Annotated in this window: 20 protein-coding genes; 9 read left to right on the forward strand and 11 right to left on the reverse strand. The window is 70.3% G+C overall.

The window, feature by feature from the left end:
* Positions 1–58: 58 nt before the first annotated feature.
* Complete coding sequence (gene pfkB, locus EU555_RS14835; RefSeq protein ID WP_135415424.1) at positions 59–1000, reverse strand: 1-phosphofructokinase; 942 nt, start codon at positions 998–1000, stop codon at positions 59–61.
* Positions 997–3555: a phosphoenolpyruvate--protein phosphotransferase gene (ptsP, locus tag EU555_RS14840; RefSeq protein ID WP_135415425.1), complete on the reverse strand. Its 2559-nt coding sequence runs from the start codon at positions 3553–3555 to the stop codon at positions 997–999. The genes pfkB and ptsP overlap by 4 nt, the downstream gene beginning before the upstream one ends.
* A gap of 175 nt (positions 3556–3730) precedes the next feature.
* Here ptsP and EU555_RS14845 point away from each other — a divergent pair, with 175 nt between their 5' ends.
* Positions 3731–4729 (forward strand): LacI family DNA-binding transcriptional regulator, encoded by a 999-nt coding sequence (locus EU555_RS14845; RefSeq protein WP_135415426.1) that lies wholly within the window; start codon positions 3731–3733, stop codon positions 4727–4729.
* A 149-nt stretch (positions 4730–4878) separates the two neighbouring features.
* Here EU555_RS14845 and EU555_RS14850 read toward each other — a convergent pair whose 3' ends face one another.
* From EU555_RS14850 to folE, 4 genes are all read right to left on the reverse strand, one after another.
* The gene (locus EU555_RS14850) at positions 4879–5112 is read right to left on the reverse strand and encodes a hypothetical protein (RefSeq protein WP_135415427.1); all 234 of its coding nucleotides are present in this window, start codon (positions 5110–5112) and stop codon (positions 4879–4881) included.
* Between the two features lie 55 nt (positions 5113–5167).
* Positions 5168–6559 carry a CoA transferase gene (locus tag EU555_RS14855; protein ID WP_135415428.1) on the reverse strand — a complete coding sequence of 464 codons (1392 nt, stop codon included), beginning with the start codon at positions 6557–6559 and terminating at the stop codon, positions 5168–5170.
* Positions 6560–6734: 175 nt separating this feature from the next.
* Complete coding sequence (hisI, locus tag EU555_RS14860) at positions 6735–7157, reverse strand: phosphoribosyl-AMP cyclohydrolase (protein ID WP_135415429.1); 423 nt, start codon at positions 7155–7157, stop codon at positions 6735–6737.
* Positions 7154–7813, reverse strand: a complete 660-nt coding sequence (folE, locus tag EU555_RS14865; protein ID WP_135415430.1) for a GTP cyclohydrolase I FolE — start codon at positions 7811–7813, stop codon at positions 7154–7156. Before folE ends, hisI begins: the two co-directional genes overlap by 4 nt.
* Before the next feature lie 251 nt (positions 7814–8064).
* Here folE and EU555_RS14870 point away from each other — a divergent pair, with 251 nt between their 5' ends.
* The 4 genes from EU555_RS14870 to thrS all read left to right on the forward strand — a co-directional run bounded on the left by EU555_RS14870 (position 8065) and on the right by thrS (position 11964).
* A complete protein-coding gene (locus EU555_RS14870; protein ID WP_135415431.1) occupies positions 8065–8511 on the forward strand; it encodes an iron-sulfur cluster assembly scaffold protein in 447 nt (148 codons plus the stop codon).
* Positions 8508–8813 carry a membrane protein insertion efficiency factor YidD gene (gene yidD, locus EU555_RS14875; protein WP_135415432.1) on the forward strand — a complete coding sequence of 102 codons (306 nt, stop codon included), beginning with the start codon at positions 8508–8510 and terminating at the stop codon, positions 8811–8813. The genes EU555_RS14870 and yidD overlap by 4 nt, the downstream gene beginning before the upstream one ends.
* Before the next feature lie 241 nt (positions 8814–9054).
* Positions 9055–9726, forward strand: coding sequence for a hypothetical protein (locus tag EU555_RS14880; protein ID WP_135415433.1), 672 nt, complete (start codon positions 9055–9057; stop codon positions 9724–9726).
* Between the two features lie 225 nt (positions 9727–9951).
* Positions 9952–11964: a threonine--tRNA ligase gene (thrS, locus tag EU555_RS14885; RefSeq protein WP_135415434.1), complete on the forward strand. Its 2013-nt coding sequence runs from the start codon at positions 9952–9954 to the stop codon at positions 11962–11964.
* Between the two features lie 186 nt (positions 11965–12150).
* Here thrS and EU555_RS14890 read toward each other — a convergent pair whose 3' ends face one another.
* From EU555_RS14890 to EU555_RS14910, 5 genes are all read right to left on the reverse strand, one after another.
* The gene (locus EU555_RS14890) at positions 12151–13596 is read right to left on the reverse strand and encodes a pilus assembly protein TadG-related protein (RefSeq protein WP_135415435.1); all 1446 of its coding nucleotides are present in this window, start codon (positions 13594–13596) and stop codon (positions 12151–12153) included.
* Positions 13581–14339: a TadE/TadG family type IV pilus assembly protein gene (locus EU555_RS14895; RefSeq protein WP_135415436.1), complete on the reverse strand. Its 759-nt coding sequence runs from the start codon at positions 14337–14339 to the stop codon at positions 13581–13583. Before EU555_RS14895 ends, EU555_RS14890 begins: the two co-directional genes overlap by 16 nt.
* On the reverse strand, positions 14339–14881 hold the full coding sequence (locus tag EU555_RS14900; RefSeq protein WP_281041289.1) for a TadE/TadG family type IV pilus assembly protein: 543 nt from the start codon (positions 14879–14881) through the stop codon (positions 14339–14341). Before EU555_RS14900 ends, EU555_RS14895 begins: the two co-directional genes overlap by 1 nt.
* A 205-nt stretch (positions 14882–15086) precedes the next feature.
* Positions 15087–15986, reverse strand: coding sequence for a hypothetical protein (locus EU555_RS14905; RefSeq protein WP_135415438.1), 900 nt, complete (start codon positions 15984–15986; stop codon positions 15087–15089).
* Positions 15961–18426 (reverse strand): YfhO family protein, encoded by a 2466-nt coding sequence (locus EU555_RS14910; RefSeq protein ID WP_245524310.1) that lies wholly within the window; start codon positions 18424–18426, stop codon positions 15961–15963. Before EU555_RS14910 ends, EU555_RS14905 begins: the two co-directional genes overlap by 26 nt.
* 135 nt (positions 18427–18561) lie before the next feature.
* Here EU555_RS14910 and EU555_RS14915 point away from each other — a divergent pair, with 135 nt between their 5' ends.
* The 4 genes from EU555_RS14915 to EU555_RS14930 all read left to right on the forward strand — a co-directional run bounded on the left by EU555_RS14915 (position 18562) and on the right by EU555_RS14930 (position 20623).
* Positions 18562–19125 carry a nitroreductase family protein gene (locus EU555_RS14915; protein ID WP_135415439.1) on the forward strand — a complete coding sequence of 188 codons (564 nt, stop codon included), beginning with the start codon at positions 18562–18564 and terminating at the stop codon, positions 19123–19125.
* A 139-nt stretch (positions 19126–19264) separates the two neighbouring features.
* Entirely contained in the window at positions 19265–19891 is a 627-nt protein-coding gene (locus EU555_RS14920) for a flavin reductase family protein (RefSeq protein WP_135415440.1), read from the forward strand.
* Positions 19892–19998: 107 nt separating this feature from the next.
* A complete protein-coding gene (locus EU555_RS14925; RefSeq protein ID WP_135415441.1) occupies positions 19999–20313 on the forward strand; it encodes a ribbon-helix-helix domain-containing protein in 315 nt (104 codons plus the stop codon).
* Positions 20306–20623, forward strand: coding sequence for a type II toxin-antitoxin system RelE/ParE family toxin (locus tag EU555_RS14930; protein WP_135415442.1), 318 nt, complete (start codon positions 20306–20308; stop codon positions 20621–20623). The genes EU555_RS14925 and EU555_RS14930 overlap by 8 nt, the downstream gene beginning before the upstream one ends.
* Positions 20624–20631: the final 8 nt, after the last annotated feature.

Raw genomic sequence — 20631 nt, forward strand, 5'->3', positions numbered from 1 at the left:
TCGAGCGGTGTGTTCGGCGTGATCGGACATGGCACGGGCGGGATGGTCGCCGCCTGGGTCATACCGGCAGCGCGCATACCTCGATCCCCGCCGCGATCGCCTCGACCTGGCCGCGCCCGGGCAGGTGGGCGCCGCTGCGGGTCAGCTTCCCGGCCGCGAAGGCGAGCGCGAGGCGCGCGGTCTCGGGAAGGCTCAGGTCGGCGCAGAGCCCCGCCACCAGCCCGGCCACCAGGGCGTCGCCCGCCCCGACGGTGCTCGCCACATCCATCGTCGGCGCCACCGCGTGGAGGGCGTCCGCTCCGCGCACGAACACCGCGCCTTCCGCCCCGAGGGAGATCACCACCAGCGGGATGCCGCGGCGAGCGAGGCCGCGGGCGGCCTTCACCACGTCGCCGAGGGCGGGAAGCGGCTTGCCGGCCCATTCCTCCAGCTCGTGCCGGTTCGGCTTGACGATGTCGGGCAGGACCCTGGCCGAGAGGGCCGCCGCCAGCGGCGGGCCGGAGGCGTCGAGGAGCACCCGGGCCTGCTTGGCCTTCAGCGCCGCGACCAGCTCGGCGTAGAGGCCGGGCGCGGCGCCAGCGGGCAGGCTGCCGGCCAGCACCGCGAGGGTGTCGGGCCCGGCGGCCTCGAGCAGCACCGCCCGCACCGAGCGCAGGGTCGCGGAATCGAGGGCGAGCCCCGGCAGGTTCACGTCGGTGGTGCCGGCAGGATCGACGAGCTTCAGATTGGTGCGGGTCTCGCCCGGGACCCAGACGCAGCGATCCTCGATCCCCTTGGCGGAGAACAGCGCCTCGAAGGCGGCGGCGTTGCCGGCGCCGAGCACCCCGGCGGCGGCGACCGGCACGCCCCAATCGGCGAGGCAGCTCGCGACGTTGACGCCCTTGCCGCCGGCATCGTCCCGCACCGCGCGGGCGCGGTGGACCTGCCCGGGCGCGAGCCGGTCGAGGATCACGGTCCGGTCGATCGCCGGGTTGAGGGTGAGGGTGAGGACGCGGGTCACGGGCGGGCCTCCTCTGCGAGAGCCGTCGTGTCGAGGGCGCGCACGCCGGCGGCGTCGGCCTGTGCGCAGGCCTCCTCGGCGAGCGCCCGCAGCGCGGCGAGGGATGCGGCGCGCAGGCGCGCCTTCACGGCCGGCAGGTCGCGGGGGGTCATCGAGAGCTCGTGCACGCCGAGCCCCGCGAGCAGCCCGGCCCCGAACGGATCGCCCGCGATGCCGCCGCAGACCCCGACGAAGCGGCCGTGCCGGGCCGCCCCCTCGCAGGTCATCCGCACCAGGCGCAGGACCGCCGGGTGGAGCGAATCGGCCTCGGGCGCCAGGTCGGTGTTCTGGCGGTCGATGGCGAGCGCGTATTGCGTCAGGTCGTTGGTGCCGATCGAGAAGAAGTCGCAATGGGGGCTGAGCGCGTCGGCCTGGATCGCCGCGGCCGGCACCTCGATCATGATGCCGAGGGGCACCTCCGGCGCCCCGATCTCCGCCCGGATCCGGTCGCAGGCCCGGCGCAGGTCCAGCACCTCCGGCACCGAGGTGATCATCGGGAACATGATCGAGAGCGGCGCGTCCTTACCCTTCGGGGCGCCCGCCGGGACGCAATCCTTCGCGGCGCGGTAGAGCGCGCGCAGCTGCGGCTCCATCAGGTCGGGCCGGCGCAGGAGAAGCCGGGCGCCGCGCACGCCGAGGAAGGGGTTCTCCTCCTTCGGCAGGGCCAGGTGGGGCACCTGCTTGTCGCCGCCGATGTCGAGGGCGCGCACGATCAGGGGGCGGCCGTCGAGGGCTTCCAGCATCGCCCGGTAGGTGGCGTACTGGTCGTCCTCGTCCGGCGTGTCGCCGCGCTCGAGGAACAGGAACTCGGTGCGCATCAGGCCGACGCCCTCGGCGCCCTGCGACAGGGCGAAGGGCACCTGGTCGGGCGTGTTGACGTTGGCGCCGATGGCGAGCGCGTGCCCGTCCCGGGTGCGGGCCGGCAGGCCGCGCTCGCGGGCCTCCGCTTCCTGCGTGGCCCGTAGCGATTCGCGCCAGGCGGCCGCCGAGGCGAGGTCGGCCTCGTTCGGGTCGACGTAGAGGCGGCCGGTCGTGCCGTCGAGGATGGCGGTCGCGCCCGCCTGAAGCGCCATCAGGCCGGGCCCGGCCGCGACCACCGAGGGGATGCCGAGGGTCCGGGCGAGGATCGCCGTGTGGGAGGTCGGACCGCCCTGCGCGGTGGCGAGCCCCAGCACCCGGGCGGGATCGAGCCCCGCCGTGTCGGAGGGCGCGAGGTCGGGGGCGACGAGGATGCAGGGCTCGTCCGGCAGGGCGTGGCCCGCCTGCAGGGCAGGGTCGATCTGCGCCAGCACCCGGCGGCCGACGTCGCGCAGGTCGGCGGCACGGGCCGCGAGCACCGGGTTGCCGAGGGCCGAGAGCTGGCCGGCCATCCGCTCCACCGCCTGGTGCCACGCGAAGGCGACGCCGTGGCCCTCGACCATCAGCTGGCAGGCCAGCGTGATCAGGTCGGTGTCGGCGATGAGGTCGGCTTGCGCCTTGAAGATCCCGGCATCGGCCTGGCCGAGGCGCCGGCCGGTATCGTCGGCGAGCGCCTTGAGCTGCGCCGCCGTGGCCTCCAGCGCCGCGTGCAGGCGGTCGCCGCCCTGGGTCAGCGGCTCGGGCTCGTCCGGCACCGCGACCTCGGTGGGCCCGAGCACGTGGACCCGCCCGATGGCGAGGCCCGGGCTCGCGCCGATGCCGGGGATGACCTGGGGCGCGCCGGCGGGGTTCCAGCCGGCGACCGGGGCGGCGGCTTTCGCGGCGGCCTCGGCGGCACGCTCGGCCGCCGCCTTCTCGCCGGCGGAGAGGCCCGTGACCGTGGCCTTGAGGCGGGCCAGAGCCGCCGGCGCGTCCTCGCCCTCGGCCGAGATCACCGCCTCGTCGCCGGCGCGCAAGCCGAGCTGGAGCAGGGCGATCAGGTTCTTGGCATCCGCCACCTCGGCGCCGTGACGGACCTGGATCCGGGCCGGGCTGGCGCGGGCCGCCTCGACCCAGGCCGAGGCCGGCCGGGCGTGGAGGCCGGTCGGATAGTCGACCACCCAGGTCAAGCTCTGAGGGAGATCCGCCGCCGGGCCGGCGGCTCCCGGCGCGGCCGCGTCCTCGGCGAGCGCCGCCGCGATCTCGCCGGCGTCGAGCGTGGTGCGCAGCCGCGCCAGCCGCGCCTCGTCCTGGATCAGGCGGGTGAGGCGGCGCAGGACCGTGATGTGGGTGTCGGACTGGGCGGCGATCGCCACGACCAGGTGGGCGTCCTGCCCGTCGTGCCAGGCGACGCCGCCCGGCACCTGCAGCACGGCGAGCCCGCTCTCACGCACCAGGTGCCGGTCGTCGACCATGCCGTGCGGGATCACCACGCCGTGGCCCAGATAGGTGTTCGCCACCGCCTCCCGGCGCAGCATGCTGCCCTCGTAGGCCGGGTCGATGCAGCCGGCGGCCACGAGGAGCTGGGCCGCCTCGCGGATCGCGGCCTCCTTGGTCGCAGGGGCGGCGGCGGTGCGGATTAGGACGCGCGGCGTCAGCGAGGGGGTCGGCGCGAGCATGGCGAGCTTCCTCCCGGAAAGCGTTCGGTTTTCGTTGGTGCTTATGAAAACGTTTTCACAGACCCTGTCAACGGGCCGGGCGACGGGTCCGCTCGAATTCCGCGTGTAAGGACTTGCGGACGCGGCGGCCGGCTGTCACAACCGGTGTAACGAGTCTGAAAACGTTTTCGAGGCGATGGCCGTCGGCATCCGAGACGTCGCCCGCGCGGCGGGCGTTTCCACCGCGACCGTGTCGCGGGCCCTGGGCAAGGGTCCGGTCAGCGACGCGCTGCGCGAGCAGGTCGAGGCGGCGGTGCGGGCGACCGGCTACCGGCCGAACCTCTCGGCTCGCCGCCTGCGGTCGCAGGCGACGCAGACGATCGGGCTCATCGTCGCCGACATCCGCAACCCGTTCTTCACCGCGGTGAGCCGCGCCGTCGAGGACGCGGCCTACCGGGCCGGGATGCGGCTGATCCTGTGCAACACCGGCGAGGACCCCGAGCGCGAGGCCCTGTACCTGCGCCTGATGCAGGAAGAGCGGGTCACCGGGGTCGTGTTCGCGCCGACCCGCCGCACCGCCGAGCGGCTGCGGCCGTCCGACTTCGCCTTCCCGCTGGTGCTGATCGACCGCACCGGCCCGCCGGGCGGCCATGACGGGGTGGTGCTCGACAACGCGGCGGCCGGCGCCGCCCTGGTCGACCATCTGGTGGAGCAGGGTTTCTCCCGCATCGGCGGCCTGTTCGGCTCGACGAGCTCGACCGCCGAGGAGCGCCGCGAGGGCTATTTCGCGGCAATGCGCCGCCACGGCCTCGCGCCGCAGGTCCGCACCGTGCTGCCGGAGGCCGAGCGGGCGCAAGGGGAGGTGGCCCGCTGGCTCGCCGAGCCCGGGCGGCCCGAGGCGCTCGTTCTCTCGAACGGCCTGATCCTGATGGGAGCGGTGCGGGCAGCCCGGGCGGCGGGGATCGCCTGGCCGGGCGGGATCGCCCTCGCGGGCTTCGACAACGAGCCCTGGACCGAGCTGGTCGAGCCCGGCCTGACGGTGATCGAGCAGCCCGTCGCCGAGATCGGCGCCCACGCGATGGGGCTGCTGTTCGACCGGCTGAAGACTCCGGACCAGCCGGTGCGCAAGGTGGTGCTGAGCGGGCGCCTGATCGCCCGGGGGTCGACGGAGCGACGGACATCATCAGGCTCGTAGAATTCCGCCTGATCTGTCACGCAGGAGGAATGCGCGGGATCGCCTCTCAAGGCGATACCAGGCAAGCCTGGTATCGCTGCAAGGTGTGGGAGAGGGGAGACAGCTCCATCCCGATTCGAACAGATCGAGCGGAACGCGGACCGCTTCCCCTACGGCTTCTCCTCCGCCGGGCTGTGCTTCTGCGGCCGATGGCCGTCCTGGCCTGGATTGTTGTGCTTGTTGTGGTCGCGGCTCTCCTGGTGGGTCGAGGGCGGCCGGGTCGGGTCGGCGCTGGTGCGGATGCGGGCGCCGCCGCCGGCCGGGACGTTGGGACCGTCCTTGCCCTCGATCAGCCGGAGGTTCTGCGCGTGGGTCTTGTCGCCGTGGGGCTTCTCGCCGGCCATGGGCTCCTCCTGTCGCGGATGAGCCGGGGCAACTCCGGGTCGCTGGCCCTGTTCCTCACCAGGACGGCTCGGCCGCGCCGAGGGGGCCGGCGGGGCGGTCCCAGTGCATCGGCGCGCCGTCGACCGTGAGGGGCGGGCGCAGGCGCAGGGCCGGGCCCCAGGCGGTCGACTCCGGCGCGTCGGCGAAATCCGCCCGGGCGAGGGCTGCCGGGGCGGGTTCGGGCGCGGCGGGCGGGGCGGAGATCAGAAGCGCGGCGGTGCGGGCGAGGGAGGCCCGGGCGGCGAGGCCGCGGCCGGTGGCGAGGCGCCGCGTCAGGCCGTGCAGAACCGCCGCCGCCATCAGGTAGCCGGTGGCGTGGTCGAGAGCCTGGACAGGCAGGGGCACCGGCCGGTCGGCCCCGGCCCGGCGCATCCCGGCCTCGGCGATGCCGGAGCTCATCTGCACCAGGCTGTCGAAGCCGCGGCGCTCCCGCCACGGCCCGGTCCAGCCATAGGCGTCGAGGCTGACGTCGATCAGGCCCGGCCGCAGGCGGGCCCGGGCCCCGGCGTCGAGCCCGAGGCGCGCCAGCGCGTCGGACCGGTAGCCGTGGACCAGCACGTCCGCCCCGGCGAGCAGGTCCTCGACGCGCGCCCGCCCGGCCGGATCCTTGAGGTCGAGCCGGGCGCAGGCCTTGCCGAGCGTCATCTCCGGCACGACGCCCGGCTCGTCCCAGCCCGGCGGGTCGAGGCGCAGCACCGCGGCGCCGTATCCGGCGAGGAAGCGGGTCGCGACGGGGCCGGCCAGCACCCGGGTCAGGTCGAGGACGCGCAAGCCCGCGAGCGGGCGCTCCGGCCGCGCCGCCGCAAGGCCGTCCGGCCCGGCCGCGCGGTCGTCCGGCCCGGGCTCCCACGCGACCAGCGGCTCGCGCCCCACCGCCGCTCCCTGCGGGTGGGCGGCCCAGCTGTCGCTTGAGCGCATCGTGGCGGCGCAGCCGCCCGCCGCCACGACGGCGCCCTCGAGCTCGTCCGCCCGCCAGTGCGCCACGGCGGCCGCCACCGCCGCCCGCTCCGGCGCGGCGCCGAGCACGCGAAGGGCCGCGTCGCGGTGGTGCGGGGCGTTGGTGTGGAGCCGGATCCACCCGTCGGCCGCCGGATAGTCGCCGGCCACCGGGTCCCAGGGCGGCGGCGGCTCCCACCCTTGCGGCGCGAGGGAGCGGGCGAACCATTGCCCGGCGAGGCGCCGGTCGACCGCGACGCCTGGGCGCTTCCCGAACCGGGCCTCGACCAGCTCGGCCAGCGCCAGCCCCGCCGCCGCGACGGAGGCGGCCGCGAGATCGCTGACCGGGAAGATCGACGGGAGGGCGCCAGTCCCGGTCTGGGTCACCGGAGAGGAGGCGTCCGCGTCGAAGGCGCGCCGGATCGCGGTCAGGATCGCGCCGGAGGATTCGCTGCCCGCTTCGCCCGTCATCGCTCGGCTCCCCTGTCGCGAAGGATTGTCGGAGGAGGATACAGGACGAACCGCGGCGCCGGATCCCCTGACGCGCGATCCCCTGACGCGCGCGGGTCGGACCGGAGCGCGGACGGAGCCGGCCGGCCCGCCGTTGCCCGGACAGCCCCGGGCAGGCGAGGGACGATCCGCGGAGCTACGAGGGGCGGGAGACCAGCCGCACCGCCCCGCTCTGCGCGTCATAGGCGACGCCGCGATAGAAGCAGTCCCGCCGCCCGGTATGGCAGCAGCCGCCATCGCCGCCGACCCGCACCCGCAGCAGGAGCGCGTCCTGGTCGCAATCGACCCGCATCTCGACGAGGGTCTGGATCTGCCCGCTGGTGGCGCCCTTGTGCCAGAGCTCGCCCCGCGAGCGTGACCAGTACCAGACCTCGCCGGTGGCGAGGGTGCGGGCCAGCGACTCGGCGTTCATGTGGGCGAGCATCAGGACCGCGCCGGACTCGGCATCGACCGCGAGCGCGGTGATCAGACCGTCCGGGCCGAAGCGCGGCGTGAAGGCCTCGCCCTCCTCCAGCGCAGGCTTGTCGCCGGGAGCCGCGAAGGTGGGGAGCGGGCTCATCGCCGGTCGCGGACCAGGGTGAGGAAGCGGACCTGCTCGGTCGGGTCCTGCTTGAACACGCCGGTGAACTGGGTTGTGATGGTCGAGACGCCGGATTTCTGCACCCCGCGCATCGCCATGCAGAGGTGCTCGGCCTCCACCATCACGGCGACGCCACGGGGGTGGAGCACCGAGTCGATCGTGTCGGCGATCTGCGCCGTCATCGTCTCCTGGGTCTGGAGCCGGCGCGCGAAGGCGTCGACGACGCGGGCGAGCTTCGACAGGCCGACGACGCCGCGCCTCGGGTAGTAGGCGATGTGGGCCTTCCCCATGAACGGCACCATGTGGTGCTCGCAATGAGAGTGGAACGCGATGTCGCGCACCAGCACGATGTCGGAATAGCCCTCGACCTCCTCGAACACGCGGTCGAGGATGGCATCGGGATCCTGGCGGTAGCCCCCGAAGATCTGCTCGTAGGCCTTGGCCACACGCTGGGGCGTCTCGCGCAGGCCCTCGCGCTCCGGATCGTCGCCGGCCCAGCGCAGGAGGGTGCGCACGGCGGCCTCGGCCTCCTGGCGGGTGGGGCGCTCGGTGATGCGCTCCGGCCGGGGGGCGTCGCTGCGCTTGTCGGCCGCCTCCGGGGCCCGTACCGACAAGGACTTCAGCACCGCGTCCATCACGCCTCCAAGATCCGGGCCGCCGCAGTGGGCAGCCATGCCGGGACTTGAGATGCGCCCCGACCCGGCCGCGCCTCGCGGAGCCGGGTAACCGCGCCTATATCGGGAATCCGGCCCCGGCGCGCAATGCGCCGGGCGCGCAGCAGGTCACCGCGTCCTCAGTCCATCCACCCGTCAAACCGAAGTCCGACCGGTCCGGTCAAGCCCGATTCGTCCGTCCCGCGGCCCCTCTCGTCCAAAGTACGAACGCCATGCTCGACGACATCTACAATGCCCGCATCCTCGCCCTCGCGGCGGACATCCCCCGCCTCGGCCGGTTGCCGAGCCCGGAGGCGAGCGCGTCCAAGCACTCCAAGCTGTGCGGCTCGACCGTGACGGTGGACCTCGTCACCGAGGGCGACACCGTCACCGACTTCGCCCACGACGTGAAGGCCTGCGCGCTCGGCCAGGCCGCCTCCTCGCTGATGGCCCGCCACGTGGTCGGGGCGACCGCCGGGGAGCTGCGCGCCTTGCGCGACACGGTGCGGCGGATGCTCAAGGAGGGCGGCCCGGTGCCCCAGGGTAAGTTCGCCGATTTCGCCGTGCTGGAGCCGGTGCGGGACTTCAAGGCGCGCCACGCCTCGACGCTGCTCACCTTCGACGCCGTGGTCGACGCCCTCGACCAGATCGCCGCGAAAGGCGAAGCGGTGCCGGCGTGAGCCCGGCCCGCCGCGCGGCGCATCTCGCCATCCGCGGCTACCAGCTGACCCTGTCTGGCCTCGTCGGGCGCCAGTGCCGGCACTGGCCGTCCTGCTCGGCCTATGCCGACGAGGCGATCCAGCGCCACGGCCTCTGGGCCGGCGGCTGGATGGGATTCGCCCGGATCTGCCGCTGCGGCCCGTTCGGCACCCACGGCATCGACCTCGTGCCGGAGGCGCTGCCGGCGCAAGCCGCCTGGCACCGCCCCTGGGCCTATGGCCGCTGGCGCGGGGTCAACGCCCCGCCGCCAACATGCGACTAAATCTTTTCGCCCTTCTTTGAACAATATTTTTCAAGTTATATTTTGCTGGGTGCTGCATTTATTTTTAAAGATCTTTATACTTGTTTAAAATTACTGTGATTTTATATTATTGAGATGAAAAAGCCTTTTCCTTGCTTGTCATGCATAGATTTGTTCGCGCAACAAAATAATTTGTATTGACTATCTGTCAAATCCGTCAGAATCATATTCGTGATGGTATTTGATAACGAGGGGGTTGAAATTGGAAGATCAGGCGAAACAACCTCTGCTTAGAGGAATAGTCGGTGTAAATCTCGGGCATTTGATCATTTCTATATTATTTATTTTATTTTTGAGTTCTCCTTTTTTATTTTATGCGTACATAAAATCTACTAATATATTTCCAAATTGTTTGAGCGAGAACTGCAAGCAACATGCGGATTATCGTTATTTAGTTTCAAGTGGATGGAGTGCTATTTTTTCTCTTGCAGCGACTGCAGGTTGCTTGGGTACCATAGTGAGTTTTTTTCTGCGGCAAACAAAAAATGATCCTATATATCGAGAAAAAGCAAATGGAAATACTTTAAATGCTAATTTTGTCTTTATAGGATTGAGGGAAATATCTTTATTATGTTTTTTGGGAATCGTTTTTGGAGTCCTAATGATAGCACTTTTTATGGGTGGGTTCGTAAAAGGTAATTTGTTTCCCGATATAGTAGACGAGAAAAGCTCTTGGATTGATTTTAATATTAGAGTAGATGATTGGGCAAAAACGTTCATCTGGTGTTTTTTGGCAGGATTCTCAGAAAGACTCATACCTAGTTTGTTGGATGGTTTGGTGCGCAGGGTTGATGCGAACAATTCCCAAACCGCAGAGCCTGCAAATGTCGAAATAAAGGCTAATTCCAATGATAAACACCCGAATAATAAATAATTAATATTGAAATTATCAGAATATTATTATATAAAATAAAAAAAATATAAAGTAATCGGCAGTTTATAAATCGGAGCGTTTTTGCTCCGAGTCACCCCCTGTCATATCGCCTCGTGGCTGCTATACGGCGCCGGTTCGGTGCGTGGGGACGCACGCCGGATTCTGTCCACCACCCGGCTTACCTGCACCGTGCGCAGGAGTGAGCCCCGAGGAGTCTACGAGCCCATGCCGATCCTGACATTTCCCGATGGCGCCACGCGGTCCTACGACGGCGCCGTGACCGGCCGCGCCGTCGTCGAGGGCATCGCCAAGTCGCTGGCCAAGCGCACCGTGGCGATGGCCCTCGACGGCACCGTCCGCGACCTCGACGACGCGATCGCCCAGGACTCGCGCATCGAGTTCCTCGACCGCACCGACCCGCGGGCGCTCGAGCTGATCCGGCACGACTGCGCCCACGTGCTGGCGGAGGCGGTGCATTCGCTGTGGCCGGAGACCCAGGTCACGATCGGCCCGGTAATCGAGAACGGCTTCTACTACGACTTCCACCGCGAGACCCCGTTCTCGCCGGACGATTTTCCGGCGATCGAGGCGCGGATGCGCGAGATCATCGCGCGGGACGCCCCCTTCACCAAGGAGGTCTGGGCCCGCGACGACGTGCGCCGGCTCTTCGCGGACAAGGGCGAGGCCTTCAAGGTCGAGCTCGTCGACGCGATCCCGCCGGGCGAGGACCTGCGCCTCTACCGCCAGGGCGCGTGGTTCGACCTGTGCCGCGGCCCGCACATGACGTCGACGGGCAAGGTCGGCACCGCCTTCAAGCTGATGAAGGTGGCGGGCGCCTATTGGCGGGGCGATTCGACGAAGCCGATGCTGAGCCGGATCTACGGCACGGCCTGGGCGAACCAAGCCGATCTCGACGCCTACCTCAACCGTCTGGCCGAGGCCGAGCGCCGCGACCACCGGAAGCTCGGCCGCGAGATGGACCTCTTCCACTTCCAGGAAGAGGGGCCGGGCGTGGTGTTCTGGCACCCGAAGGGCTGGACCTTGTTCCAGTCCCTGATCGCCTACATGCGCCGGCGCCTGAAGGGCGACTATGCCGAGGTGAACGCCCCCCAGATCCTCGACAAGGCCTTGTGGGAGACCTCGGGCCACTGGGACTGGTACCGGGAGAACATGTTCGTCACGAAGACCGAGGACGAGCGCGTCTTCGCGATCAAGCCGATGAACTGCCCCGGTCACGTGCAGATCTTCAAGCACGGCTTGAAGTCCTATCGCGACCTGCCGCTGCGGCTGGCCGAGTTCGGTTCGGTCTCGCGCTACGAGCCGTCCGGCGCGCTGCACGGGCTGATGCGGGTGCGCGCCTTCACGCAGGACGACGCCCACGTCTTCTGCACCGAGGACCAGCTCGCGGCCGAGTGCCTGAAGATCAACGACCTGATCCTCTCGACCTACGCCGATTTCGGCTTCGACGAGATCGTGGTGAAGCTCTCGACGCGGCCGGAGAAGCGCGTCGGCTCGGACGCCCTGTGGGACCACGCCGAGGACGTCATGACCCGGGTGCTGGCTCAGATCGAGGAGCAGTCCGGCGGGCGGATCAGGACGGCGATCAACCCGGGGGAGGGCGCCTTCTACGGGCCGAAATTCGAGTACGTCCTGCGCGACGCCATCGGCCGCGACTGGCAGTGCGGCACGACGCAGGTCGACTTCAACCTGCCGGAGCGGTTCGGCGCCTTCTTCGTCGATGCCGACGGGCAGAAGAAGACCCCGGTGATGGTCCACCGGGCGATCTGCGGCTCGATGGAGCGCTTCACCGGCATCCTGATCGAGCACTTCGCCGGCCACTTCCCGCTCTGGCTCGCGCCCTTGCAGGTCGTGGTCGCGACGATCACCGGCGAGGCCGACCCGTATGCCCGCGAGGTCCTGAAGGCGGCCGACGCGGCGGGCCTGCGGGCCGAGGCCGATCTTCGCAACGAGAAGATCAACTACAAGGTCCGCGAGCACTCCCACGCCAAGGTGCCGGTGATGCTGGTGGTCGGCCGCAAGGAGGGCGAGGAGCGCACCGTCTCGATCCGCCGCCTCGGCAGCCCGCAGAGCCGCACCCTGCCGCTCGACCAGGCGCTCGCCGAACTGGTGGCCGAGGCGACCTTCCCGGACCTGCGGCGGGCGCAGGCCGTGGCGGACAGCGTGGCGAGCGAGGGCGTGACGCTCGATGGGCACCATGGGGAAAAGCCGGTGCCGTAGTGCACTGGCCTGAACCCTCCCCCCTCTGCGGGGAGGGTTCGCTCGCACGGGCCGGCGCGTTGACGCGACAGGCTCAATGCGGCTCGAGCGGCCCCGCCCGCATCGCGAGGCTCACCCCGTCGAGCCAGAATCCATCCGCGCAAGCCGTCACGGTGGCCTTGCGCCGGCCTGCGCCCGCCACCCGACCTACTTCGTGAGGCGGGCGACGCGCAAAGCCTGGTCGAACATCGCGTTGAGCGCCGCGGTGATGTCGGCCGGGGTGTTGGCGGTGCGGAAGTAGCCCGGCGAGGCGCAGGCCTGAAGGGGCGTCGCCAGCGTCGGGCTGAACCCGTTGACACGGTTGTTCTCCCACGCGATGCCGCCGCCCTTGTCGACGAAATCGATGATGTTGTAGGGGATATACAGGATAGAGATCGTCGCGCCGGCATTCTTCAGCGCCGTGCAGTTGTTGGAATCGATTTGGGCCGGCTGTGAGCCGTCCCACCAGGCATTGCCGTAGCCGGCAAATTGCGACGGGTTGCCCGGATAGGCGTATTTCCCGTTGCTCATCACGAAGAAGTGCTGGCCGTTCTGCATCCCGTCGGTGATCAGGAACACGAACGGCTTGCGGGCGGCGCTGGTGGAGCCGTCGCCGAAGCCGTTCTGGCTGACGATCGTCTTCATCTGCGGCAGGGCGACCTCGAAATGGGTGCCGCCCGCGCCGGTTCCGGTGGTGGGATCGCCGAAGCTGTTGAGCTGCGTCGTGCCGGTATCGAGGAGGTTGGTGAAGGCGAGCGGCCAGGCGAGGGCGCACTGGGCGGAGGTCTTCAGGGAGGTCACGTCGCTGGTCTGGCCGGCGAGCGTCGCGAGCTGGTTGATGAACGGGTAGATGCCGATCCGGTACTGGTTCGGGACGCTCGGGATCGAGGCGCGCTGGATCAGCGCGCAGACGGCATTGTTCACCGCGTCCGACCGCAGCTGGATCTTGCCCGCCGCCTTGGTCCAGCCGACATAACCCGGGAAATGACAGGCGAACTGGCAGCCCTGCTTGTAATCCGAATACATGTCGTTGTTGACGCTGGCGAGCTGGGTCATGCCGCTCGCGGTCGAGGGCAGGCCCATCGAGCCCGATACGTCGACCATCAGGTAGAAGTCGAGGTAGCTCGGCAGGTCGGCCGAGGCGGTGACGGTGTTGCCCATCGTCGTGGTGGGGACGAGGAACAGCTTGCTGAAGCTGTTCTGGATCGTCGCCGTGTAGGTGACCGTCGCGGTGATGGTCTGGCCGGAGGCGACGACCTGCGGGGTCGCCAGCGACACGGTGGCCAGCGGGACGGTGCCGGTATTGACGTTGAAGGTATTGACGGCCTGGGTCTTGCCCGCCGTGAGCGCGGCGGCGAGGACGCCGTTCTGCGACGAGTTGGCGGCCACGTAGGCCTTGGCGGTGACGACGGCGGCCAGCGCCGCCGCGTCCGCCGCGCGGTCGAGCCGCGACCGGTTGGTCACCGCGACGCCGTAATCGACCCCGAGCCCGACGAGGCCGACGATCGGCACCAGGCTCAGCCCGAACAGGATGTTGATGCCGCCGCCGCGGGCGCGGGCGAGGGACGCCGCCGCCGCGGCGAACCGGCGGGCTCGACTCAGAAACCGGGACATCTCGTGGCGATTCCGTCGTTGTTGGTGGTGTCGTAGTTCACCAGCGAGGCGTAGCGCGGCTGGACATAGGCCGAGCGCGCGATCCGGATCGGCTGGAGGATCTGGGTGCCGAAGGTCGGCGTGAAGGTGAACACCACGTCGACCACGATCAGCGAGGCCGGACCGTAGACCGACCGCGGCAGGGCGGACCGGGTCGGGGCCGCGTTGTTGGCCGCCGGCACCTGCGGCACGCCGCAGGGCCGGAAGGCGGCGCCGCTCGCCGGCTGGGTGGTCCCGGTGCTGGTCCAGACCACGTTGGCGACGTAGCACGCGCTGAGATCGCTGCCGTCGCTGCAGGTGGTCGCGACCTGGGTGAACTGGATGCTGGCGTAGTTGATCGTGATGTCCTGCCACCACGATTTGCCCTGGCGTTTGGCGTCGTCCATCAGGTACGGGAACAGGACCAGGGCCGCGTCGTAGCTGAAATGCAGGTCGGCGGCGTTGACGGTCGCGACGGAGGTGCTCGCGTCGGGTGGCGAGGTCTGCGAGATCATCTGGCTGATCGACTGCACCACCAGCTCGACCTTGCGCACGGCGTTGATGTAGGCGACGAGCTGGATGCCGCCGAGCATGATCGTCAGGAGCACGGGCAGGATCAGCGCGAGCTCCGCCGCCGCGAGGCCGTCCTCGGCCGCCCGGAAGCGCCGGATCGCCGATCCGGTCCTCCGGCGCGCGGGATGCCCGTCGGCGGGAGCGGCACCCATCAGAACTGCTCGACCCGGAAGGCGGCGGTCGACATCAGGAGGTAGGCCGCCTTGCCGTTGTAGGTCGCGCCGGCGCCGAGCCAGCCCGACAGCAGGGCGGGCAGGAAGGTGACCGGATAGATCACCTGCAGGTACTGGTAGTCGCCGCGGTTGCCGAGGGTGAACTGGCCGCTCCCGGGCGTTAGCGACGGCAGCACCAGCCCGCTCATGTCGGACTTGGCGTAGGTGTAGTAGCCGCTCGGCTGCGCCGCCTTCGGCACGACGTAGAGGTTGACGATCACGTCGCCGCAGGACATCGCGGCGGGCAGGTAGCCGCAGAGCGCCTGCGTGAAGGCCGCCCGGCTCGCCGGGGGCGACTGCGACTGGGCGTTGCCGATGACGATGTCCCGCGCGGCCCGGCCGGTGGCGTAGTCGAGCTTCTGGTTGAAGTACAGGATCTGCGCCACGACCATGGTGAAGAGCAGGGTCGTGAGGAACAGCATGCCCACGATGGCGAACTCGACGGTCGTCGAGCCGCTTCGGTCGCGGAGGAGGGCCGGCACGCTGCACATGGCAGCACCGTAGGGTTGAGCTCTTAAAGCAAAGATAATTGCAATATAGAAACCGGGAGCTTTGTGCGTCAGCTTTGGGCGAATGTACGGTTAACGCTTCGACATCGCGCCCTATGCCGATCCACGGCACGAGACGACCGGCGTCGCCGGGCGCGGCCGTGCCGGCGCCCCGTCACGCCTGCGGCTGCAGGGCCTGTCACGGATCCTTGGCGATCGCCTCGATGTCGCGGTCGACGCCGCTCTCGACCTTGAAGTCCTGGGTGTAGACCTTGCCGTCGTGGCGGGCGATGAGCTGGTACTCGCCCTCGGCCAGGGTCACCTGCGGGAAGGCGCCGATCGCCTCCCGGATGGTGTCGCCGCCCGGGGTGAGCACGCTGAAGGCCGTGCCGGCAAAGGCCTCGGTGCCCGGAGCGGCGACGAGCTTCAGGGTCACGGTGGCGGCGCGGTGGTTCAGGGTCGCGTCGGTGAGGCGCCCGTTCTCGACCTTCAGGTCGGCGCGCTGGATCGCGTTCGAATCGCCCCAGGTCGAGACGACATGGTAGGTGCCCTCGGGCAGGCGCACGATCTCGCCGGCCTTGACGCCGTCGCGGACGAGCCGTCCCTCCGGGTTGTTGCCGATCGGCACGAAGACCGCGAAGGCGAGCTGGCCGGGCGCGATCCTGGCGTCGCCGACCGCGCCGCCGAGGCGGAGCGCCCCCGCATTGACCACGAGCAGGTCGCTGGCCTGGCCGGAATTCAGGGTCACGCGCTTCGAGGTGCTGACGAAGCCGTAGGTGACGTTGGCGAGATAGGTGCCCGGGGGCAGCCGGAAGGTCGGTGCCGCCTCCTCCGAGCGGGCGAGCACCACCGGCTTGCCGCCCTCCGGCCGGTCCTCGTAGATCCGCCAGGTCAGGCCGCCGCGCAGGGGCTTGGCCTCGCTGGTCAGGACCGCCCGCAGGGACAGGCTCACCTCCGCGGGCGCCGGTGCCGGGGGCGGCCCCTGCGTCACGCCTTGAGGGGCCACGCTCGGCGGGAGCGCCGGGGCCTGCGCCAGGGCGGCGCTTCCCGAGAGCGCGACGAGCGCCAGGGCCTCACCGAAACGCCGTCTCGCCCTCATCGCCGTCCCTCGCCAGGAGTTCGCTCGCCGCCGCCATCAGGTTTCCGACCGAGAGCGGGCGGAACCGGAACTCGACCACGTGCTTGCCGGCCGGCACCTCGACCCCGCGGAAGAGCAGGTTGGCGCGCAGGATCGGACGGCGGGCGCCGTCCACCCGGGCCTCCCAGCCCGGATAGAAGATGTCGTGCAGCACCAGCACGCTGTCGCGGTCCGTCTCGACCTCCACGGTGACGACATTGCGGCGATAGGCGAGGATCGTCGCATGGCCCTTCGCGGCGACCACGGGCGCCGCCGGGTCCTTGAGGCCGAACGCGCCCTTGATCTTCGGCACGCTGTCCTGGTCGACCAGAGCCGTCTCGTTGCCCTCGAACTCGGGCAGCTCGTCCTGGCCCAGCACGCTCTCGGAATCGACCGGAACGAGGCGGGTCGCCAGGTAGGCCCGGGGCTTGGCCGGGTCGAGGCGGTAGATCCACATCTCGCCCGAGCCGTAGAGGAGCTTGGCGCCGGTCAGCTGCGGGAAGTGCCGCGGCAGCCGCTCGGCCGGCCGGTCGAGGACGAGGTATTCGAGGCCGAGCAGGCTCGCGAGCCGCGAGCGGTAGCCGCGAAACAGGCCCGGGAACTGGCGCAGGTTCGGGTCGGCGGCGTTCTCGCCGGGGCCGACGGCGCGCTCGTAATCGGCGAGCCGCAGGGGGTTGTAGCCGATCGTGTCCTCGAGCCCGAGCACCATCGAGGCGTTCTGCCAGGCGCCGCCGAGGCCCAGGATCTCGACGCGGGGATGCTCGCCCTTGGCATGGCGGGCGTCGAGTTCGGACCTGAGCAGCGTCAGGCCCTGGAGCTGCTCCGGCGGCAATTGCTGGAACACCGCGTAGCGGCCCGCCGGCTCGGCGTTGAGGGAGTTGCCGGCATTGCGCCAGACGAGCTCGGCCCCGAGCAAGGCGACGAGGCCGGCCGTCGCGAGCGCCCGCCGGCGCGGGTCCGCCCGCAGCATCACGGCGGCGGTGACCGCCACCAGGGCGCTGCCGATCAGGCCGTCGCGCACGGCGTCGGGCAGGTGATCGGCCCTGGCGGCGTAGCGGTAGGACACGAGCAGGATGCCGGCCAAGCCTGAGAGTGCCAGGGCCGGCAGGGCGAGGCGGACGGCGCCTGCGAGGCGCGGGAGCCCGGCGGGACGCCCGAGCCGGGGCGCGCCCTCGCGCAGGTAGCGGTGGACGAGGTAGCCGGCGGTGAGCGCGATGCCGAGGTTGATCACGAAGGTGGCGTCGGCGGGCCGGCGGTAGAGGTCGACGCCGGGAACGTGGTCGAAGACCGGGGCGAAGAGCGGGGTGTAGCGCCCGAGGGCGTAGAGCGTGGCGGCGGCCAGCACGATGACGGGATAGCGGATCTCCCGGGCGGCGAGGCGTCCGCCCGCGATGCCGTGCCAGAGGATCAGCAGGGCCGGCAGGGTGCCGGCGAAGAGGTAGTTCACCGCCCGGTCGGTCCAGGTGTTGCCGTCCATCGACTTCCAGTCCGGGCCCCAATAGTCGTAGGTCCAGCGCAGCGAGCCGAACACGTCGGCGAACAGGGCGGTGGCGAAGCTCGAGGGCGGCAGCGAGCCCATGATGGCCGCGCCGTAGGCGAAGGACGGCCGGGTCGAGGTCATCAGGAACTGCATGGTGAGGAGCGAGGGCACGGCGAGCAGCGCGCCGCCGACGAGCGCCATCACGGCGAGCACGCCGAGGCGCCCGCGCAGGTAGAGAAGCGGCGCCGGCGCCGTCAGCACGGCGTGGAGCGCGACGCCGATCAGGCTCAAGCCGCTCAGGAACGCCACCTGGTCGCGCCCCACCGTCATCACGGCGGCCACCACCGCGAAGGCGAGGCCGAAGGCGTAGGAGCGGCGGGCGAGCGCCTCCTCGAGCAGCCACCAGGCGAGCGGGACGAAGCCGTACGAGATGATCATGCCGGTATGCTGCAGCCGGGCCGAGGCCGAGCCGCCGAGCACGAACACCATCGCGGCCGCGACCGCGCCGGCGGCGTGCCAGCCGCGGCGGCGGAAGAGCAGGAGCATCGCGACCGCGCCCGGGATCAGGTGGGCGAATACCACCGCGTCGAACAGCTCCATCGACGGGGACGGGTCGAGCCATGCGAAGAACAGCATGGTCGGGGTGAAGAGGAGCGATTGCGGATCGGCGACGGACGGGTGGCCGGCGAAGTGGTAGGGGTTCCAGAGCGGCAATTCGCCGTTGGCGAGCGCCGCGCCGAGGTAGCGCAGCATCGGGTAGAAGTGGTTCTTCGAATCCCACGGCACGACGGCGCCGGCGAGCGGCCAGACCGCGGCGGCGGCGGACCAGAACAGCAGCACGGCGGCGAGCGCCAGCCAGAACTCCCGCGGGGTCCAGGGTGAGGCGAGGGGGGCGGGATTGCGCGTCGTCATGGCGTCCTCGGCACCGGCCCGGGCCGGCATCGGCCTTCTCGTCACGCCCGGGCCGTGGCCGTCCGGGCCGGAATGGTGCTTAAAGGGGGCATCGGGGCGCCAGGATGGCAGCCAGCCGTCCCGCTTCCCGCCCCGTCCGCTATAGCTCAAGCCACTGAAGCCGAGATGAACGCGATCCTCGACCTCCTTTGCACCCGCCGCTCGGTGCCGCCGGTTCAGCTCGGCGGCCCCGGCCCTTCCCCCGAGGAGCTGGACACCATCCTCACCGCCGCCGCGCGGGTGCCGGATCACGGCAAGCTCGCGCCCTGGCGCTTCATCGTGATCGAGGGCGAGGGCCGGGAGCGGATCGGACGCGTCGTGGCCGAGGCCTACCGGGCCGATCACCCGGAGGCCGACGACAAGCGCCTCGCCCTCGAGGCCGGGCGCCTCAAGCTGGCGCCCCTGGTGATCGCCGTGGTGTCGCGGGCCGGCCCGCACGTGAAGATCCCCGACTGGGAGCAGGTGCTCTCGGCCGGCGCGGCGACGATGAACCTCGTCCTCGCGGCCAACGCCCTCGGCTTCCGCACCGCCTGGCTCACCGAGTGGATGGCCTATGACCGCCGGGTGCTCGACGCCCTCGGCCTCGACCCGGCCGAGCGCCTGGCGGGCTTCGTCCATGTCGGCCGTGCCGGCGAGGTGCCGCCCGACCGGCCGCGGCCGTCGCTCGACGAGATCGTGACGCGGTACTGACGGCGTCCCGCGCGGGGCGGTCCCGAGCGGTCCCGGCTGGCGCCGGGCCCCCGGGACGCTCTACCGATGGCGGCTGAGCCCGCCCCGCCGGGCCTCCGCTTCCCGCCCATCCTATTTCCGGACAATCCTGGGGCCGCCGATGCATTACGACGCCGAGACCCGCACCCTGCGGCACAACCCGTTCAAGGCGCTGGTGGCACCGCGCCCGATCGGCTGGGTCAGCGCGCTCAGCGCCTCGGGCCAGCTCAACCTCTCGCCCTACTCGTTCTTCAACGGCGTCGGGGACAGCCCCGAGATGGTGATGTTCTCCTCCTTCGGCCGCAAGGACGCGCTGGCCTTCGCGGAGGAGGGCGGCGAGTTCGTCTGCAGCCTCGCCACCCTCGACCTCAAGGAGGGGATGAACCAGACCTCGGCGCCGCTGCCCCGGGGCGAGAGCGAGTTCGACTTCGCGGGCCTCGCCACGGCGCCGTCCCGCAAGGTGCGCCCGCCGCGGGTGGCCGCCTCGCCCGCCGCCCTCGAATGCCGATGGCTGCAGACCATCCCGCTCGTGCCGGCGGAAGGCGGCGAGCCGGCCTACTTCATGGTGATCGGCCAAGTGGTGTCGATGTACATCGACGACCGCTTCGTGACGCCGGACGGCCGGGTCGATACCGGGGCGATGCGGCCGATCATGCGCGGCGGCTACTTCGACTACTTCACGGTCGAGCCCGAGAACCGCTTCGAGATGCGTCGGCCGGCGGGGGGCGGGGACACGCCGAAGCGGTGAGGGCGGTCGTCCTGCGCCGCGCAGGCACTGTGCGGCGCGCCGGCAAGGCTCCTGCCCGGGGTGGGATTTTATGCTACCGTCCCGGCCGATCACGGACAGGAGCCGCCATGCAGGCCGCGGAAAAGATCAGCATCACCATGACGTCGGAGCAGCTCCGGGCGGTCCGCGAGAGCGTCGCGGCAGGCGAGTACGCGTCGACCAGCGAAGTGCTGCGCGACGCGGTGCGCCTCTGGCAGCGCCAGCGTCAGGAGGATGCCGAGCGCCTGAACGCCATCCGAGCCCGCATCCGCCGCTCGCTCGACGATCCGCGTCCCGATCTGACCGGTGAGGAGGTGCAGTCGAACCTGGATGCGCTGTTCGCCGAGGCCGAGGCAGAGGCTGAAGCCGAGAACACGGTCAAGACCGGAGACAAGCGTGCGTAGGCTGCCGGTCACTTACCGTGCGGAGGCCAATGCCGATCTGCGCGACATCTTCAGAGTGGTCCTGCGCGCCAGCCGCAATCTCAAAACCACCAGAGCGTTTGTGCAGCGGATCAAGGACCGCTGCGAACGCATCGGCGACGCCCCGCAAGGCGGACGCCCCAGGGACGATCTCGAACCTGGCCTGCGTACGGTGCCGTTCGAGCATACTGCCTTGATCGCGTATCGGGTCGAGCCGGGCCGGGTACGGATCACCAACGTGTTCTATGGCGGCCGGGATTTCGAAGCGCTTTATCGCGGCGACGAGGATTGAGACGACCC

This window comes from Methylobacterium nonmethylotrophicum, from assembly GCF_004745635.1.
GTDB classification, from domain to species: domain Bacteria; phylum Pseudomonadota; class Alphaproteobacteria; order Rhizobiales; family Beijerinckiaceae; genus Methylobacterium; species Methylobacterium nonmethylotrophicum.

What these genes read in the sequence shown, in the direction of transcription:
- ptsP (WP_135415425.1), bottom strand. Translation starts at nt 3,555, where the DNA reads ATGCTCGCGCCGACCCCCTCGCTGACGCCGCGCGTCCTAATCCGCACC.
- EU555_RS14845 (WP_135415426.1), top strand. Translation starts at nt 3,731, where the DNA reads ATGGCCGTCGGCATCCGAGACGTCGCCCGCGCGGCGGGCGTTTCCACC.
- EU555_RS14850 (WP_135415427.1), bottom strand. Translation starts at nt 5,112, where the DNA reads ATGGCCGGCGAGAAGCCCCACGGCGACAAGACCCACGCGCAGAACCTC.
- EU555_RS14855 (WP_135415428.1), bottom strand. Translation starts at nt 6,559, where the DNA reads ATGACGGGCGAAGCGGGCAGCGAATCCTCCGGCGCGATCCTGACCGCG.
- hisI (WP_135415429.1), bottom strand. Translation starts at nt 7,157, where the DNA reads ATGAGCCCGCTCCCCACCTTCGCGGCTCCCGGCGACAAGCCTGCGCTG.
- folE (WP_135415430.1), bottom strand. Translation starts at nt 7,813, where the DNA reads ATGGACGCGGTGCTGAAGTCCTTGTCGGTACGGGCCCCGGAGGCGGCC.
- EU555_RS14870 (WP_135415431.1), top strand. Translation starts at nt 8,065, where the DNA reads ATGCTCGACGACATCTACAATGCCCGCATCCTCGCCCTCGCGGCGGAC.
- thrS (WP_135415434.1), top strand. Translation starts at nt 9,952, where the DNA reads ATGCCGATCCTGACATTTCCCGATGGCGCCACGCGGTCCTACGACGGC.
- EU555_RS14890 (WP_135415435.1), bottom strand. Translation starts at nt 13,596, where the DNA reads ATGTCCCGGTTTCTGAGTCGAGCCCGCCGGTTCGCCGCGGCGGCGGCG.
- EU555_RS14895 (WP_135415436.1), bottom strand. Translation starts at nt 14,339, where the DNA reads ATGGGTGCCGCTCCCGCCGACGGGCATCCCGCGCGCCGGAGGACCGGA.
- EU555_RS14905 (WP_135415438.1), bottom strand. Translation starts at nt 15,986, where the DNA reads ATGAGGGCGAGACGGCGTTTCGGTGAGGCCCTGGCGCTCGTCGCGCTC.
- EU555_RS14910 (WP_245524310.1), bottom strand. Translation starts at nt 18,426, where the DNA reads ATGCCGGCCCGGGCCGGTGCCGAGGACGCCATGACGACGCGCAATCCC.
- EU555_RS14915 (WP_135415439.1), top strand. Translation starts at nt 18,562, where the DNA reads ATGAACGCGATCCTCGACCTCCTTTGCACCCGCCGCTCGGTGCCGCCG.
- EU555_RS14920 (WP_135415440.1), top strand. Translation starts at nt 19,265, where the DNA reads ATGCATTACGACGCCGAGACCCGCACCCTGCGGCACAACCCGTTCAAG.
- EU555_RS14925 (WP_135415441.1), top strand. Translation starts at nt 19,999, where the DNA reads ATGCAGGCCGCGGAAAAGATCAGCATCACCATGACGTCGGAGCAGCTC.